Annotated in this window: 11 protein-coding genes; 6 read left to right on the forward strand and 5 right to left on the reverse strand. The window is 29.0% G+C overall.

Annotated elements, in window-relative coordinates; all coding sequences use genetic code 11:
- Positions 1-7: 7 nt before the first annotated feature.
- The gene (locus BBIDN127_RS04170) at positions 8-2,227 is read right to left on the reverse strand and encodes an AAA family ATPase (RefSeq protein ID WP_014024040.1); all 2,220 of its coding nucleotides are present in this window, start codon (positions 2,225-2,227) and stop codon (positions 8-10) included.
- Positions 2,228-2,249: 22 nt separating this feature from the next.
- Entirely contained in the window at positions 2,250-3,959 is a 1,710-nt protein-coding gene (locus BBIDN127_RS04175) for a phospho-sugar mutase (RefSeq protein ID WP_014024041.1), read from the reverse strand.
- Between the two features lie 138 nt (positions 3,960-4,097).
- On the opposite strand from BBIDN127_RS04175, the gene uvrB reads away from it, so the two are divergent.
- From uvrB to BBIDN127_RS04190, 3 genes are read left to right on the forward strand one after another with little or no spacing between them, the layout of a single operon-like run.
- Entirely contained in the window at positions 4,098-6,104 is a 2,007-nt protein-coding gene (gene uvrB, locus BBIDN127_RS04180) for an excinuclease ABC subunit UvrB (RefSeq protein ID WP_014024042.1), read from the forward strand.
- 3 nt (positions 6,105-6,107) lie between these two features.
- Complete coding sequence (gene uvrA / locus BBIDN127_RS04185; protein ID WP_014024043.1) at positions 6,108-8,960, forward strand: excinuclease ABC subunit UvrA; 2,853 nt, start codon at positions 6,108-6,110, stop codon at positions 8,958-8,960.
- Entirely contained in the window at positions 8,915-12,355 is a 3,441-nt protein-coding gene (locus BBIDN127_RS04190; RefSeq protein ID WP_014024044.1) for an LPS-assembly protein LptD, read from the forward strand. Before uvrA ends, BBIDN127_RS04190 begins: the two co-directional genes overlap by 46 nt.
- Before the next feature lie 9 nt (positions 12,356-12,364).
- Here BBIDN127_RS04190 and BBIDN127_RS04195 read toward each other — a convergent pair whose 3' ends face one another.
- Genes BBIDN127_RS04195 through BBIDN127_RS04205 form a run of 3 tightly spaced genes read right to left on the reverse strand, consistent with a single transcriptional unit; the run spans position 12,365 to position 15,098 of the window.
- Positions 12,365-12,913: a hypothetical protein gene (locus tag BBIDN127_RS04195; protein ID WP_044055000.1), complete on the reverse strand. Its 549-nt coding sequence runs from the start codon at positions 12,911-12,913 to the stop codon at positions 12,365-12,367.
- On the reverse strand, positions 12,882-13,481 hold the full coding sequence (locus tag BBIDN127_RS04200; protein ID WP_014024046.1) for a ribonuclease H family protein: 600 nt from the start codon (positions 13,479-13,481) through the stop codon (positions 12,882-12,884). The genes BBIDN127_RS04195 and BBIDN127_RS04200 overlap by 32 nt, the downstream gene beginning before the upstream one ends.
- A gap of 6 nt (positions 13,482-13,487) precedes the next feature.
- Entirely contained in the window at positions 13,488-15,098 is a 1,611-nt protein-coding gene (locus BBIDN127_RS04205) for a hypothetical protein (protein ID WP_014024047.1), read from the reverse strand.
- Between the two features lie 185 nt (positions 15,099-15,283).
- On the opposite strand from BBIDN127_RS04205, the gene arcA reads away from it, so the two are divergent.
- The 3 genes from arcA to BBIDN127_RS04220 all read left to right on the forward strand — a co-directional run.
- A complete protein-coding gene (arcA, locus tag BBIDN127_RS04210) occupies positions 15,284-16,513 on the forward strand; it encodes an arginine deiminase (RefSeq protein ID WP_014024048.1) in 1,230 nt (409 codons plus the stop codon).
- A gap of 57 nt (positions 16,514-16,570) precedes the next feature.
- Positions 16,571-17,554: an ornithine carbamoyltransferase gene (argF, locus tag BBIDN127_RS04215; RefSeq protein ID WP_014024049.1), complete on the forward strand. Its 984-nt coding sequence runs from the start codon at positions 16,571-16,573 to the stop codon at positions 17,552-17,554.
- Positions 17,555-17,605: 51 nt separating this feature from the next.
- Positions 17,606-19,022: YfcC family protein (locus BBIDN127_RS04220; RefSeq protein ID WP_014024050.1), on the forward strand; the 1,417-nt coding region annotated here is incomplete at its 3' end.

The following is a 19,022-nucleotide window of genomic DNA, read 5'->3' on the forward strand; positions in this document are numbered from 1 at the left end:
TTCCTCTTTATTCTATTATTATTTTTTCTTTTTCTAAATAAATTGTTATTTTATTTATGTTTTGATTTTCAGCTATTTTGGTGATAATATTTTCTTCTATTTTTTCTTTTATTGCGGCAATTACGCTTCTTGCTCCTGAATTTTTTTTATAGTATTTTGTGGTTATGAATTTGTCAACATCTTTTTTTATTTCTATCTCGATTCCTTTGGAGTAAAATTTTGTCTTAAGGCTGCTTAAGTAGTTTTTGCAAATTTCTTCTACATTGTTCTTTGCAAGAACATTTAGGATAATTTTTTTTTGAATTCTGTCTAAAAAGGACAACTTAAATCTTTTTTCAAGATCTTGTTTTATTTCTTCTTTAAAGTTTCTTGCCTCTAAGCTTTTTTGTTGATTTTTGTTAAATCCAATATTTTTTTCTCCAAGAAGCATTCTAGATCCAATGCTTGTAGTCATTATTATAATTGTGTTTTTAAATAATATTTTGTCTTCTTTGCTATCAATAAGTTCTCCATTTTCAAGCATTTGACTTATTAGGCTTAATATAGAGTTGTGTGCATTTTCAATGTTTTCAAACAATATTAAAGTTTCAAATGAATATTTTAATTTATTTGTCAGAATGCCCCCATCAGAGTAACCTACGTATCCTGGATTTGTGCCAATTAATTTTGAAATAGAGCTTTCTTCTTTATAGTCTGACATATCTAGTCTTAATACTGAGTTTTGATCCTTGATAATTTTTTTAGATATTTCATCAGTTAAAGTAGTTTTTCCACATCCACTTGACCCTATTAACAATATTGAGGTTAAAGGTTTAGAATCGTCATTAAGTCCAAGCTTGACTTTAATGATTTCTTTAATAAGTTCACTTACCGCATGTTTTTGCCCGATCACTTTTTTATTTATTTCGCCTTCTGCTTCTTTTAATTCTAAAATTTCTTCTTTAGTATTATTTGCTGTTTTAATAGATAGTATTTCATTTATTGCCTTTTGTATATCATCTGATGTTATGATATTGTCTTTTGTAAGTTCTTCTTTTTTTATTGCGCCGGCAATGTCTATTATGTCTATTGCTTTATCTGGAAATCTTTTATTTATTAGATATTTGGATGAAAGTTTCACTATATTTAAAAGCGCGCTTTTTTCATAGATCACCCCATGATAGTCTTCAAAATTTTTTGCAATATTTTCGATTATTTTTAGCGTATCTTTTTCATCAGGCTCTCTTACAGTAATTGTTTGGAATCTTCTGGCGAATGCTTTGTCTTTTGAAATATATTTTCGATATTCATTGTAAGTAGTTGCCCCAATGATTTGTATTTCAGCTCTAGAAAGTGATGGTTTTAGTATATTGGATGCATCAAGAGCTCCTTCGGAGTTTCCAGCTCCTATTAGAGTGTGTATTTCATCAATAAATATGATTGTGTTTTTGTTTTTTTCAATATACTTAATTATATTATTTAAACGGTCTTCAAATTCGCCTCTATATTTTGTTCCCGATACCAAGTTTGAAACCTTAAGCATTAAAATTGTTTTGTCTTGTAGTTTGCTACTTATTTTTTTTTGTACTATGCTTGATGCAAGTCCTTCAACTATTGCTGTTTTCCCCACGCCAGGCTCGCCTATTAGCATTGCGCTATTTTTGTTTCTTCTCAAGAGTATGTTTGTAAGAGCTTTAATCTCTCTTTCTCTTCCAATTAAGGGATCTAATTTTTTGACTTTTGCAAGTGCTGTTAAATTTTTGACATACTTTTCAATTTCAAAGTGTTCATTTTCAAGTCGTATTTCTTCATCAAATTCTTTGTAGGTTTCAATTAATCTTATTTTATTTTTTTCCATGTATTCTAATATATTTTGATCTTTAAAGTTGAAGCTAGACTTACTTAGTTTGTGCTTTTTAAGAAGTTTTTTATTTTTTAATATTTGATAAAAAATTTCTTTTGCTCCTATTAGAGGTTTAGATTTAAACTCCTTTTTAGCTTCTTTTATGAGAGTAAAGATTTCTTTATTGATTTTTGGAATAATTATCTCGTTTTTTTCTATTAAAATTTTTTCTAATTTATCTATTTCGCATATAACTTCTTGTTTAATGTTTTTTAGAGTTTTGGTATCTATAAATTTTATTTCAGATTTTTTTGGAGTGATAATTATAGACAGTAATAAGTGCCAAATTGAAACTTCTTTATTTTTATTTTTTCTTGCAATTTCTTTTGAATCTATTTCTACCAAAGTTATTAAATTTTCTGTTATGTTAATATTTTTTTATCTCCATCTTTATTGCATTTATTATACCAAATATTTTATGTTTTTCCTTATACTCTAGTTTTACAGATATGTAAAATTTAATTTTTGGCTCTGTCCCAGAGGGTCTTACAATGATTACAATTTCGTTTTCAAGTATAAATTTTATTGCGTTTATGGGGTGTTTATATTCCTTGATTTCTGAAATTTCATCTTTAAAATTAATCTTTTTAAGAGTTTCATAGTCTAATTTTTCAATTATTTTAATTCCTGCGAATTGTACTTTTTGTTCTTTTCTCAGTTTTAACATTAACTTTTCTCTTTGAATTTCCCCATTGGCCCCTTCAAAGTTTTTTTCTATATTAAATTCTTCATAATATCCAAATTCTTTGTATATCTTTTCAAGATAATTCTTAATTGTTTGCTGTTTGGCTTTTAAGTCAAGCACTAAAGAACAAATCCCTTTTATGGCTGAAAATGCGTCCTTATCTCTAACTTTTTTCCCTATTAGATATCCATGACTTTCTTCACATGCAAAAGCAAATTTTTTATTTGGTTCATTTTTTTCCATTTCATTAATTAAGTTTCCTATCCATTTAAATCCTGTGTAAGTTCTAAAAATTTGAGAACCATATTTTTTTGCAATTTTTTCTAGCATTGGTGTTGTTACAAACGATGATATTACAAATGTATTTTTAGGATTTATTTCTTTTGAGAGTATGTAGTTCATTAAAATACATGATATTTGATTTCCGTTTAAGAATATCCATTCGTTTTGCTCTTTGAACGCAACCCCTATTCTGTCAGCATCTGGATCTGTTGCAAGGGCAATGTCACAGTCTTCTTTTTTTGCAAGCTCTATTACTTTAAGCATTGATTCTTGTTTTTCTGGATTAGGATAATTTATTGTTGGAAATTCAGGGTTTGGCAGTATTTGACTTTTTTCTAAAAAAAGCTGTACTTTACTATTTGCAAAGAGTTTTTTTATTATGGTTCCACCGGTGCCATGTAGTGCTGTGTAGGCTATTTTTAAGTTTGTTTCTTTGCTCTTATTGTCAAAATCAGGGAATTCTTTGTTTATTGTTTTTACATACTCTTCGTCTATCTCGGTGTCAATTTCTTTGATGATCCCTTTTTCAATGCCTTCTTTTATGGTAATTGTATTTATTATGTTTTTTACGTGTTTAATTTCATTGGTTATTAGTGTGTCGTGGGGTGGTATTATTTGGATTCCACCTTTCCAATATGCTTTATAGCCATTATATTCTTTTGAATTATGACTTGCTGTTATCATAACGCCAACATCACAATCAAATTTTCTTATTGTATAAGATAGTTGGGGAGAAGGTCTTAAGCTTTTATATATATATGTTTCAAAATTATTTGAGGCAAAAATTTGAGCAGCATTGTAAGCAAATTCTTTTGAAAAATATCTTGAATCATAGCTTATTGCAACTTTAGGGTTTTTGTTTATTTTAAGTATGTAGTTGCATATTCCTTGGCTTATTTTTTTTACATTATATGTGTTGATGTAGCATGTTCCAGCTCCAATGACTCCTCTTATTCCAGCAGTGCCAAATTCTAGATCTTTATAAAATCTGTTTAGAATTTCTGTTGAATTATTTGTTTTTTCAATTTTTATTGCTTCTTCTTGAAAATATGTATCTTCTTCAAGAAGAATGTAATTTTTTAATTTTTTTTTGGCTTTGATTTTTTGCATTAATTGTTCCTTTTATTTTATTTCATTAAACAAAGATTAATTAAATTATATTGATTTATAATGAATTTATATACTTGATATAGAATTTATTATCATATAATTTATAATAATGTGTATTAAATTTTGGTCGTTAAATTAATGATAGATTTTTTTTTGAAGTCAGAATATCTGCCTGCTGGCGATCAGCCTAAAGCAATAAAAAAGATTGAAAATTCTATTTTGATGGGAAATAAATATCAAACATTAAAAGGTGTTACAGGCAGCGGAAAGACTTTTACAATTGCAAATATAATCAAAGATCTAAACAGGCCTGCTTTAGTTGTAAGCCATAACAAAACATTAGCAGCACAACTTTACAGAGAGTTTAAAGATTTCTTTCCAAACAATGCTGTTGAATACTTTGTTTCTTATTATGATTATTATCAGCCTGAATCTTATGTTCCTTCAAAAGATTTATTTATAGAAAAAGAAGCCACTATTAATACTGAGATAGAAATCAAACGAATAAGGACGGTAACGTCTCTTGCTAAAAGGCGTGATGTCATTGTTGTTGCAACTGTATCTTCAATTTATGCTCTTGGATCTCCAGATTTTTTCAAAAAATCAGCACGAGAATTTTTTGTAGGTCAAAAAATTTCTATTAAAGAAATATCAGATATTTTTGTAGAGCTTTATTATGAGAGAACTTTAATGAATTTAGAAAGAGATAAATTTTCCATTAGGGGAGATATTGTTGAAATTTGGCCTAGCAGTGAGCATGGAGAATTTGCTTATCGAATTTGTTTAGATTTTGATGAAATTGTTGAAATATATAGGATTAGTTCATTTTCTAAGAAAAATTTAGGAGCTACAAATAGTTTTACTCTTTTTGCCAAATCTTATTTTGTAATTCCTTATAAAAACGTATTAGAAGCGATACCTAAAATATCTCATGATTTAAGTCTTCAATGTCAATATTTCAAAGATAATAGTAAGCTTGTAGAAGCCGAAAGACTTAAGCAGAGAGTAGAGTATGATTTGGAGATGCTTAGAGAAACAGGATTTTGTTCAGGCATTGAAAATTATTCTAAATATTTGAGTGGAAGTACAATGGAAAGACCTTATTGTCTTTTTGATTTTTTCCCAAAAGATTACTTATTATTTGTAGATGAATCTCATGTTACATTGCCGCAATTTAGGGGAATGTATAATGGAGATCATTCTAGAAAATTAAATCTTGTTAATTTTGGGTTTAGACTTCCTGCAGCGCTTGAAAATAGACCCCTTAAATATGATGAATTTGATGCATTAATTAATCAGGTTGTGTTTGTATCTGCAACTCCGGGTGTTGAAGAGAATGATAAGAGCAGTGTGGTTGTTGATCAAATAATTCGCCCCACAGGGCTTGTTGATCCTGAAATTATTACTAGGCACTCTGATGGGCAAATGGAAGATCTTTACATTGAGATTCAAAAAAGAGTAGCTCTTAAAGAGCGGGTTTTAATTACTACTTTGACAAAAAAAATGTCTGAGGATTTGACTGAATATTTAGTAAGCCTTGGTGTGAAGGCAAAATATCTTCATTCAGAACTTGACACCCTTGAGAGAGTGGAAGTTATTTCGCTGCTTAGAAAATCTGAAATTGATGTTATTGTTGGCATTAATTTACTTAGAGAGGGCTTAGATATTCCAGAAGTATCTCTTGTTGCAATATTAGATGCTGATAAGGTGGGGTTTTTAAGATCTACTACTTCATTGATACAAACAATTGGTAGGGCTGCTAGAAATTCTAATGGACTTGTAATAATGTATTACGACAAAATAAGTGTAGCTATGCAGGAGGCAATTGAGGAGACTGACAGAAGACGTCAAATTCAGATTGATTATAATAAAAAAAATAATATTACTCCTAAGACAATTATTAAAAAGATTCAAAATATTTTAGAAAAAGAACTCAATAATAAAAATAAAAATGTTGGTTATGATTTTGAAAAAATTATTTCAGGTGAGAGATTGTCTAAAAAAAAGCTTATTGATAAGCTTAAATTTGAGCTAGAAGAAGCTGTTAATGATGAAAGATTTGAAGATGCAATTATTTTAAGAGATAAAATAAAAGAGCTTAGTGGCAAAATTAGTGTGGCTCGTAATAAAAAAAGAGAGGTGTAATTTTTGGAAAAAGGTTTGAAAAAAAAAATTATTGTCAGAGGAGCAAAAGAGCATAATTTAAAAAATATTGATGTAGATATTCCAAAAGATGGTTTAGTTGTAATATCTGGTAAGAGTGGCTCTGGCAAGTCTTCTCTGGCTTTTGATACTATTTTTGCAGAAGGGCAAAGAAGATATATGGAATCCGTTTCAGCTTATGCAAGGCAGTTTTTGGGTGTAATGAAAAAACCCAATGTTGATTATATAGATGGCCTTTCTCCTTCTATAGCTATTGAGCAGAGAACAATAAGTAATAATCCCCGCTCTACTGTTGGAACAATTACTGAGATTTATGATTATTACAGACTAATATTTGCAAAAATAGGTAAAGCATATTGTCCAAATGATGGTAGATTAATAGAAGAGCAATCTTTAGACAAAATAGTTAATACTATTTTAAGTTATTCTGATGGATCTAAGGTTATACTTTTTGCTCCAGTTGTAAGGGGCTCTAAAGGCTCTCATAAAAAGGTTTTAGAAAAAATATTAAATCAAGGTTTTAATAGAGTTAGAATAAATTCTGAAGATTATTTAATAGAAGATGCACTTAATTTAAATTTACATAAAAATAAAAAACATACCATTGAAATTATAGTTGATAGGATTAAGCTTGGTAATAATGTTAGAATTAGACTTGCAGAATCTATTGAGACTTCTCTTGCTGTTTCTAATGGATATTTAAGAGTGGAAATTGATAATGATTTGGAAAAAATAGATAAACTATTTACAGAGCACAATAGTTGTCCTTTGTGTGGATTTTCACTTCCTCTTATAGAGCCCAGACTTTTTTCATTTAATAGTCCATTTGGTGCTTGCAGTGAGTGCTCTGGTCTTGGCGTTACACTTGAGTTTGATTTTGAGAGCATTTGTCCCAATACCAGTCTTTCTTTTAATGACGACGCTTTTCTTACGTTTAAGACAAGTTCGTCTTGGTCTGTTGCTATTTTTAAAGGACTTGCTAAACATTATAATTTTGACTTAAGTACCCCTATAAAAGACATTCCAGACAAAGTTCTTAAACAGATTTTATACGGCTCAAATGAAAAAATAGATTTTGTTTACCAGTCCAAAGAAATGGAAGCAAAGGAGGTAGATGGAGGATTTCATTATTCTAAAACATTTGAAGGACTTTTACCTCTTTTAAAAAGGCGATATCTTGCAACAGAATCAGAGAGTACTAAAATTTTTTACGAAAATTTGATGTCTAAAAAAATATGTAATTCATGCAAAGGGAAACGTTTAAGCGTTGGAGCTTTAACTGTGAAAATCAATGGGAAAGACATTCAAGATCTTACTAATTTGTCTGTATTTGATTCTTATGTATTTTTTGAAAACTTGCAGCTTGATTTGGTAGATGAAAAAATATCTAAAGAAATTTTAAAGGAAATTAAAAGTAGACTTAAATTTTTAATTGATGTTGGTCTTTCTTATTTATATTTAAATAGAATATCAGGCAGCCTATCTGGTGGTGAGGCTCAGCGTATTAGGCTTGCTACTCAAATAGGCTCAGCACTTTCAGGCGTTATTTATGTTCTTGATGAGCCAAGCATTGGTCTTCATCAAAGAGATAATGAAAAATTAATCTCTACTCTTGTTAATCTTAAAAATCTTGGCAATACTGTAATTGTTGTTGAGCATGATGAGCAAACTTTGCGCACCGCAGACTATATTATTGATATGGGTCCTGGTGCTGGAATTCTTGGAGGAGAAATAGTTGCAAAGGGAGCCCTAATTGATATTTTAAATAGCAAGAATAGTTTAACTGGTCAATATCTTAGTGGTAAGTTTAAAATAGATGTTCCAAGCTCTAGAAGAAAGGCAGATAAGGGGGAAATTTTACTTTTAGGTTCTAATAAAAATAATCTTAAAAATATAGATGTAAGTATTCCTTTGGGAGTTTTTACCGTAATAACAGGTGTTTCTGGTAGCGGGAAAAGCACTTTGCTTAACGAAGTGTTATATCCAGCTCTTGATAGTAGATTAAAGCTTAATGAAAGGTATTGTGATGGTTTTAAAGACATTGTTGGATACGAAAAAATCGATAAAATTATTCAAATAAATCAAAAACCAATAGGGAGAACTTCAAGGTCAAACCCAGCAACTTATGTTGGATTTTTTACAGAGATTAGGGAGCTTTTTGCTAAGCTTCCAGATGCAAAGTCAAGAGGTTTTAAGGCCGGTAGATTTTCTTTTAATGTTAAAGGTGGAAGATGTGAGAAATGCCAAGGAGATGGGTATCTTAATATTCAAATGCATTTTTTACCAGATGTTTTTGTTCCTTGTGATTTGTGTAAGGGTAAAAAATTTAATGAAGAAACTTTAGAAGTTAGATACAAAGGGAAAAATATACATGATGTTTTAGAGATGAGTGTGTTTGAAGCAAGTAAATTTTTTGAGAATGTCCCTAAAATTAGTCATTATTTAAAATTTTTAATTGAAGTTGGGCTTGAATACATTAAATTAGGACAATCCGCAACAACTTTATCAGGAGGTGAAGCTCAACGCATTAAGTTAGCTTTTGAGTTAAGCAAAAAGAGCACAGGTAAAACTTTTTATATTATTGATGAACCAACAACCGGATTGCATTTTGATGACATAAAGAAGTTATTAGAGGTTTTGCAGCGGTTAGTTTCCAATGGTAATACAGTTGTGCTAATAGAGCATAATTTAGATGTAATCAAACAGGCAGATTATATAATAGATTTGGGTCCTGATGGTGGTTTGGCAGGGGGAAATATCGTTGTTTCTGGTATTCCTGAAGAGGTTGCAAAATGCGAGAATTCCTATACAGGAATGTTTTTAAAAAATCTTTTATAGTATTTTTAATTCTTTTAATATTTTCTAATGCAATTTTTGCCCAGACTGTAAATGACAAGAATTCTAAAAAAAGAGATAAGCTAACCTTAAGCCAAAAATCTTATTTAAGAGAACTTGAGCTTTCAACCGACGAGGATTTAAAAAAATGGGCCTTACAAGAGGGTCTAAAAGAAACAGATGTTTCAAAAATACGAGAATTGCTTTTAAAAAAGTTTGGAATAGATCCTGAGCTTTTTGTTAAAGGAAAAGGGCTTGCCGGATCTGGTAGATATAAAATAATAATTGAAACTACAGATAATCTTGAAAATTTCACCTATGGGCTTACTAAGGATGAAAGCGTTGTTTTTGAAGGAAGAGTTAATATCTTGGTTGAAGATATTAAAGAGAATAAAAAACACAATATTAAAGGTGACAGGATAGTCCTTAATAGGAACTCTAAAAAACTTTATTCTATTGGAAATGTCGAATATATTCTTGATATGGATACCAATGAAAAGCTTTATTTTTATGGCAATGAATTTTTTGTTGATTTTGATTCTCAAAATTTTCTATTAAAAGATGGTATTCTTCAAAAAAAAATGCAAAAAAATCAAATAGATCATATTCTTTCGTTTGGAGGAAAGGTTTTAAAAAAGATAGACAATGATGTTACCATTTTGGAACAGGCTTTTGCAACAACTAGTAAAATTCCAGAACCGTACTATTCAATTAAAGCTTCTAAAATATGGGTATTGCCCTCAGGAGATTTTGGGTTTTTAAATGCTATATTTTACATGGGAAGAGTTCCAGTATTTTATATTCCCTTTTTTTTCAGACCGGGAGATAGTTTATTTTTTAATCCATCTTTAGGCCTAAATCCACGAAAAGGTTTTTCTGTTTTTAATACCGTTTATCTTTTTGGTAATAAATCCTCAAGTGAAGATTCTTCTTTTTTGGACTTTGATTTCAATTCTGTTTATAATTCAGGTAAAAACCCTTATATAAGAAATGGATATTTAACTTATTTTTTTTCAGAAAATTTGGCGCCCAATCTTAATAAAGATTATGTTAAGTTAATTTTTGACATTTATGCCAATCTAGGATTTTATTCTGGAATTGATTTTAATTTGAGCAATACTTTGGGGCATTTTAAAACTTTGGAAGGAAATTTTGGATTAGGCTTTACTAGGAATGTTTATAGTTATGATGGAGGGTATTATCCTTTTGACAATAGAACTTTAAAACAATCTCTTTTTAGTTTTTCTAATCTTAACAAAGGAGATATATTTGGGCTTGAAGTTCCTTTTAGATATTTACTTAAATTTAAAACAGAATTTCTTTTAAGCGATGCACTTTTTTCGGTTGTTTTAGAGCACTATTCTGATCCATATGTTAATATTGATTTTATAGATAGAATAGAAAGCGCTACATTTTTTTCTCTTTTAAATTTAGATAAAGATTCAGTTAAAGAGCAAACCAGCATTAGCACTTTTGATTGGAATTTATCTTCTTTTTATAAGCGAACATTTAATGATGGCTCAATCTTGGATTATAAATTAAATAATTTAGGCTCAAGTTTTAAATTGTCGGGCTATGAGAATCTTTATGTTAAATCTTCTTTGGAAAAACCAAAAGATATTAATGATCCTACAAGAAAATGGTTTTATCTGGAGAGAATTTATGCCCCATATATTGATTTAAATTTTCAAAAAGATCTTTACAATAATCAATGGACATTTTCAGCTGATACTAAAGAAATGATAATGCACCCAGAAATTAAAAATCTAGAAGATAAAGATAATACTAAAAAGAGTGTGGAAGAGAAAAATGCTAAAAAAACAGCAGAATTAACCAAAGATTTATATATTCCTCCAGAACCAATTACTTTAAAAAATATTGATCAATCCGATTCTTTTTTTATTAGGTTTGGCATTAATCCTTATTTAAGAAATAATGTTTTTTTTAATAATTATGGCATAACAAGTCCAAAGGACTTTAATTATGAAATAAAAAATTATTTATTTGATATAAAAAATAAAACGGATATAAAAATTCATGCTGATTTTTATAATCGTTTAATTACTTTTGAAAATTTATTATATCTTAATACTATTGAGTATAATCCTTTAAATAAAGATTTTAAGGTTGAAGATAAAGATAAAAAAAGTGAGCACTCTGTCATTAACCAAATAAATTTAAACTTGCTTCCTTTTATTAGGTATCCTTTATTCTCTAGAAGTACTTTAAAGTTTGAAAATAAGACTACCTTGTATTCATTTAATAAAAAATATGATTCAGATGCAAAATCTTTGGTTAATAAGAATAGTAGTATTTTTTTATCTGATCCAGAAACTTTTTATCAAAGTTTAACAGCTTCTTTAATTTATGATTATGATTATTTTAGTTCTGAGCTTTCAAGCGAATTAAAAAATAGTTTTGAAGATATTAAGGCTTCTTCTGAGCTTAAACTTTCTTTAGATTTTCCTTATTTGTCACAAGAAGCTGGAATTGGAATTAAATATTATAAAAAATTTAAAGAAGATGCTATGAAAAACTCTGGAATTTCTGCTGTTCAAAATCCCTTGGAGCCTCAAAAACCAGCATCACCTTATAAAAATTTAGAAATGTCTCCCGCTTTGTATTATAAAATTGAGCCGAGATATTTGGATTATTTTAAATTTAGTTTTTTAGCTGCTTATGATCCTTTGATAAATAGAGTTTCCGAGCTTTCTTTTAAGCTTAATGTTTTTGATTTTCAATTTTTGTTTGCCATGAAAGATGACTTTGAATATAATTATGATCCTTTAAAAGGAGATTTTTCCAAAGTTGGAACTACAACCAAACTTGTTCCATATTCTGTAGATTCTAGTTACAAGAAGGATTTGTACGTTTTAACTTTTTTTGATAAGAAGCTTTCTTTTACTTTGGGGGTAGATGTCGGCTGGAAAATAAATTTGCAGAAATTTACAGATAATGAGCTTCGATCTTCATTGACCTTGAAGTTTAAATATACAGAATTTTTAGAAATTTACTTTTCTACTTTTTCTATTAATACTAAGACTTTTAAATACTTTAAAGGATATATGGACCAAATTGGCCTTGAGCCTATCAATGTCTTTGCTGATTTATTAAAATCTTTCAATTTCTTTAATTCTCAAGACAGGAAAGATTCGCTTTTTAAAATTAAAAAATTTTCATCAGGCTTTAAATTCAATTTTTATGATTGGAAATTTGTTGGCGAATATAATTTAGAGCCAGATTTGTTAATAGGATCTGATGAGATTTATTCTCCTATTTGGAGAAATAATTTTACAATTTATATTTCTTGGAATTTTTTTGCTCCTATAAAAGCATCATTTGAGAACAATAAAGATACAAACTATGATCTTATCATTAATAGAAAAACAAAAAAATAATAACGATTTTTATGTATTAGTAATATTAATTTTTATAGTTTTTGTTATTAAAACATTTATTGTTTTTTTTGCTTCAATTCCTATTTTTGCTATGTTGAGTTTGAAAATAGATGGATATTTAATATCTGGGCTTAAGGTATTGCTAGTTTTGTTTTTAGAGTGAATTTTTAGTGGATATGCTTTAAATTTAAATGAAGTTTCAGGGCCAATAAAAAACTCTCTGTATTTATTTTTATACCCTGTTTCATTGTTTATTGTAAGATCTTCTTTTTTTAAGACAATTTTATCGTTGTTAAGACTAGTGTTTTGCCAATTTATTTTTACTATGTCTAAGCTATTGTTTGTAATTTGAATATAAATATATTCATTTGTAGCTTTAATTACATCTATGTTAATGTATTTATAGGGAGACTCTAGAACTTTAAAATCAGTTTCATAATCGTGGTTTATTTTTATTGTCGTACAACAATAAAAATAAACCATTGAAATGAGAAATATTGTTTTTATGTATTTTTTGATAATATTTTTACTTAGTTTTATGAAAACCAAGATCTGCAATATTTTCATTCCCTGGAATAAAAGAAATTTTTCCACCTTTCTCTTCAAATTTTTTCCTTAGTTCAGTTGTTTTTTTGATTAAATTAATAGTAATTTGTGTTAATTTTTTGCTATTATAGATTCCTTTTGACCAATAGTCAATTATTAATTTGCTGTCGCCAAATATGTTTGTTATATTTTCTTTTAATGCTATTTTGAGTGCTGTATATAGGGCAAGCAGTTCTCCAAAATTATTGCTAATCCCTTGAAAATTTTTGACATAATAATTTCCATATTCATTAATTAGGGATTTGTCTAAGATTTTATCCAATATTGAAATTTTTTTTTCGTTTACAACTCTAATTTCTACGCCATTTCTTCTTCCTGTTCCAGAATCAAAATATATTCCAATTGGGTGGTGATGAATTTTGTTGTCAGTATTAAATAGCCAATTTTGAGCTTGTTCTATTGTTTTAAAACTTTTTATTTTATTATTTTTTCCTTTGATGGTAGTTTTGCATTCTTCCCAGGATTTGAAAATAATTTTTTCATTGCTATTAATCAAAATACAGGCATAATATTTGTTCATGGTTTATTAACTTCCTGAGCACCAGATGTTTGTTATATTGCAAGCTCTTCCAAAAATTTTTTCTTTCGATTTTTTTAATTCTACCGCATCTACTATTTCTTTGTTGTAGCCAATGAATTTTTCTTTTAAGGTTGGTTTAATGAGTCTTTTTGGAAGCACGCTTGGAAGTATCCCTGTAATTGTATAAGACATGTAAAAATTGTAAGCGGCTGCATTTATTTCTCCAGGAGTAATTATTCCTGAAATTTCATAATTTCTTGATACATTAAGTCCTGCTATTTTATATATTCTATCAACTACTAAAGAGCAATAAGTTTTGTTGTGAATTTCTTCAAGATTAAATGAATCTGTCCATAAATTAGAGGATATTAATGGAACCATATATCCAAAGTTATTGTCAATGTATCTGTTTCTTCCAAAATTAATAGCTTTTTTAATTGTTCTTGTGTCTGTTATTGGTGAGAATATTTTTAATATTCTTGACTGTACATATGTTGAAAGTTTTTCATATCCTGAGCCTTGAGTAGATGCTGTATCGAATTTGATTTGATTGCTTGTAATTATTGATTTTATATCGAAACTATCATTTCCATTGAATGCAAGTTTTTTAGTAGCTTCGTATTTTTCTTCATCAAATATTCCTACATGTTGCCAAAAATAAAAAAACTCTGTCCAATCTATTTTTGGTTTTATTAGTATTATGTCGCCATTTGACAAAATAGATCTTAAATTTTTAGGAGTTATTTCAATGCCCGTATTTGGGTCTATTATTTTTGGTATTATATCATATTTATTGTTATTGTCAGAGTCAGTAGTTGACCTTTTTCTTCTTCTACTAGGAGGTGATTGCTTTGAATAATACAATTCATTGTGAAGATCTGAAATTTTTTGTTTTTCGATTATTGTTTCTATTTTGCTGTTTTCAATTTTTAAAAAGTTCATAAATTGTTTAAAATATTTTTTATCTTTTATTTTTAATAATTGATTTGCTATTGTGTGCGGTGCAACATATTCTTTTCCATCTATTATTTCTTTTGTTATTGAGTTTATATTTTCTTTGGGGAAGAATGAATTGATATGACTTAATTGTATATATCCTAAATTTTTATCATGAAATGTTTGCTCAATTAAGTTTAAAATTTCTTTTTCTAGATGCATTTGTAGTTCTATTAGTTCTGTTAAATTTTCATTATCTGAATTTGTATGATTAAAATTTATTTTTTTTTCAAAAGCAGTATCAATTTTAATTGTTAGATTTCCATTGACGCTGCTTTGATCTAAAAATTTTATCCATTCTGTTTCATTATTTAGATAATTTCTATAAGCATTTAGATAGTTTTTTATTTCTTCAAGTTTTTGCGGGCTTATTTTGATTTTGGATGCTGTTTGTTTTATTAAAAATGAATTATCATTATTTTTTAAAATTTCTTGGATGCTAGATAATGGTATTCGATATTCTACATTAGAAAGATTTTTTATTAAAGAGCTTTCTAGAGGTGTTTTTTGTGTTAATATGATTTCTGATGCACTTAGATTTTTTGATTTGTTATCTGTAATTAAGGCGCAAGAGAATAATAAAATGTGTATAATTAATATTAATCTATTAATTTTCTTCATGAGTAGTATTTTAGCATAATTTTTTGTCAATGTTTTTGATTTAAAGTTTTATTTTGAGCTGCTTTTTTTATTTTTGCAATTTTTTACATTTATATTAATTTTTTAAATTTTTTAAAAATAGTTGATATTTTTCAATATAAACTATAATATTTTAATATATGGTAATTTTCATAAAGGGGAAATAAATGGAAGAATATTTAAACCCAATAAATATATTTTCGGAAATAGGTCGTTTGAAAAAAGTTTTGCTTCATAGGCCAGGAGAAGAATTGGAAAATTTGACGCCCTTTATTATGAAAAATTTTTTGTTTGATGATATTCCTTATCTTAAAGTTGCAAGACAAGAACATGAAGTTTTTGTAGATACTTTAAAAAATAATTCAGTTGAAATTGAGTATGTTGAGGATCTTGTTAGCGAGGTTCTTGCTTCTTCTGTGGCACTCAAAAATAAATTTATATCTCAATTTATTCTAGAGGCAGAAATAAAAACAGATGACGCAATTAATCTTTTAAAAGATTATTTTTCTAATTTAACCGTTGATAATATGGTTTCTAAAATGATTTCGGGTGTTACAAGAGAAGAGCTTAAAGATTGCGCATTTTCGCTTGATGATTTGGTTAATGGCGCAAGTCTTTTTATTATTGATCCTATGCCTAATGTTTTATTTACTAGGGATCCTTTTGCCAGTATTGGCAATGGAATTACAATAAATAAAATGTTTACCAAGGTTAGACGTAGAGAGACAATATTTGCAGAGTATATTTTTAAATACCATTCCATTTACAAAGAAAATGTTCCAATTTGGTTTAATAGGTGGGAAGAGACTTCTTTGGAAGGTGGAGATGAATTTGTTTTAAACAAAGATCTTTTGGTTATTGGAATTTCTGAAAGAACAGAAGCGGAGTCTGTAGAAAAACTGTCCATTAGTCTTTTTGAAAATAAGGCCTCATTTAATACAATTTTGGCTTTTAAAATTCCAAAAAGTAGAGCTTATATGCACTTAGATACAGTTTTTACTCAAATTGATCATAGTGTTTTTACAAGTTTTACAAGTGATGATATGTATTTCTCAATTTATGTTTTAACTTATAACCCAAGTTCTAATAAAATTAATATTAAAGAAGAAAAAGCTAAGCTAAAAGATGTTTTGAGTTTTTATCTGGGCAGAAAGGTTGACATAATAAAATGTGCGGGTGGAGACTTAATACATGGTGCAAGAGAGCAGTGGAATGATGGTGCTAATGTTTTGGCGATAGCCCCAGGAGAAGTAGTTGCTTATTCTAGAAATCATGTAACCAATAAGTTGCTTGAAGAAAATGGCATTAAAGTTCATAGAATTCCTTCTAGTGAGCTTTCAAGAGGCCGTGGTGGACCAAGGTGTATGTCCATGCCTTTAGTAAGGGAGGATATTTAATACTTAAGTATGAGTTAATGAGTTTTTAAAACTTGATTGTAAAGATTGGTGGGGTTGATGTATAATTTACGAAATAGAAGCTTTTTAAATCTTTTAGATTTTACAAGCAAAGATATTAAATATTTACTTGATTTATCAGTTGATTTAAAAAAGTCAAAATATGCAGGAATTGAAGTGCAGAAACTTAAAGGTAAAAATATAGTTATAATTTTCGAAAAAGATTCAACAAGGACCCGGTGTGCTTTTGAGATTGCAGCGTATGATCAAGGGGCAAATATTACTTATTTAGGACCTAAGGGGAATCAAATAGGCTCAAAAGAGTCTATGATAGATACAGCCAGAGTTTTGGGGCGCATGTATGATGCTATTGGGTTTAGAGGGTTTTCTCAACAGACTGTTGAATGTTTGGCAAATTATTCTAATGTTCCTGTTTACAATGGATTGACAGATATTTCTCACCCAACCCAAATACTAGCCGATTTAATGACAATAAAAGAGTATAAGGGGAGTTTGAAGGGAATTAAAATAGTCTTTTGTGGCGATGGTAGGGGAAATATTGCTAATTCTTTATTGAAAGGCTGTGCTATTATGGGGCTTGATTTTAGAATTTTTGCTCCCAAGGAGCTTTTCCCAGACCCCGATTTGACGCTTAAGGTTAAGGCTTTGGCGCTAGAGAGTGGGGGTAAAATTACAATTACAGATTCTAAAGAAGAGGCTATTAAATGCGCTGATGTTGTGTATACAGACGTGTGGGTATCTATGGGAGAGAGCAATTGGGGAGATAGAATAAATCTTCTAAAGTCTTATCAGGTTAATAAAGAGATAATGAGCATGGCAAAAGATGATGCAATATTTATGCATTGCTTACCTGCTTTTCATGATTTAAACACCACGATTGGTAAGGATATTTTTGATAAATACGGACTTGATGGAATTGAAGTTACAGAAGAAATTTTTAAAAGTAAAAATTCAGTTGTTTTTGATGTGGTTGAAAATAGAGTGCATACCATTAAAGCTATTATGGTGTCAACTTTAGGATAATAGTATTTTTTATATGAAATTAAATTTATGAAATTATTTAGGAGGAATGTTATGATCAAAATGCCAAGTAGTTTTACAATAATATTTTCTTTAATTATATTTGTTACTATTTTAACGTATGTGATTCCCGCTGGCAAGTTTGATAAAGAATTTAAGCAAATGGGTGATGGATCTAAAAGGGAAATAATTGTTGCTGGAACGTATCAATATGTCGATCGTGGCCCTAGGGGATTTTTACATCCTTTTATGACTATTTTAACTGCAATGTCAAAGGGCATGGAACATGCTGCTGAAGTTATTGTTTTTGTTTTAATTGTTGGGGGTGCTTATGGGATTATTATGAAAACCGGAGCAATAGATGCAGGAATTTATTGGTTAATTAAGAAGTTGGGACATAAAGATAAATTGCTTATTCCTTTGTTAATGTTTATTTTTTCAATTGGTGGAACTGTAACCGGAATGAGTGAAGAGACCCTTCCTTTTTATTTTGTTATGATTCCCTTAATAGTAGCTTTGGGTTATGATAACCTTGTTGGAGCGGCTATCATTGCTTTGGGAGCTGGAGTAGGCACTATGGCGTCTACTGTAAATCCATTTGCGACAGGAATTGCATCTGCAATAGCTTCTATTAGCTTACAGGATGGGTTTTATTTTAGAATTGCTCTTTATTGTATATCAGTATTAGCCGCTATAATCTATGTTTGTGTTTATGCATCTAAAATTAAAAAGGATCCCTCAAAATCACTTGTATATTCTCAAAGAAATGAGTATTATCAATATTTTGTTAAAAAAGATGAGCTTTCTGTTGCTGGAGATAATACTCAGAGTGCTCTTGAGTTTACTTTTGCTCATAAATTAGTTTTACTTTTATTTGGATTTATGATATTGATTTTGATATTTAGCATTGTTAATCTTGGTTGGTGGATGCAAGAAATGACAATGTTGTATCTTGGAGTTGCTATTATAGCGGCTTTTATTTGTAAATTGGGTGAATCTGAAATGTGGGATGCGTTTGTGAAGGGTTCTGAAAGTTTGCTAACGGCTGCTCTTGTTATTGGACTTGCTAGAGGTGTTATGATAGTATGCGATGATGGTTTGATTACAGATACTATGTTAAATGCTGCTACTAATTTTTTATACAATCTTCCAAGACCCCTTTTTATCATTTTAAATGAAATTATTCAAATATTTATAGGATTTGTTGTCCCATCTTCATCAGGGCATGCTAGTCTAACTATGCCAATAATGGCCCCGCTTGCTGATTTTTTGTCAATTCCAAGAGCTTCAGTTGTTATTGCTATGCAAACTTCTTCTGGACTTATTAATTTAATAACACCCACCAGCGGAGTTATAATGGCTGTATTGGGGATATCTAGATTAAGTTATGGTACGTGGTTTAAGTTTGTTTTTCCATTATTTGTTATTGAGTTCTTTATTTCTATTTTAGTTATTATAGCTAACATCTATT

The sequence above is a fragment of the Borreliella bissettiae DN127 genome (assembly GCF_000222305.1).
Taxonomy (GTDB): Bacteria; Spirochaetota; Spirochaetia; order Borreliales; family Borreliaceae; genus Borreliella; species Borreliella carolinensis.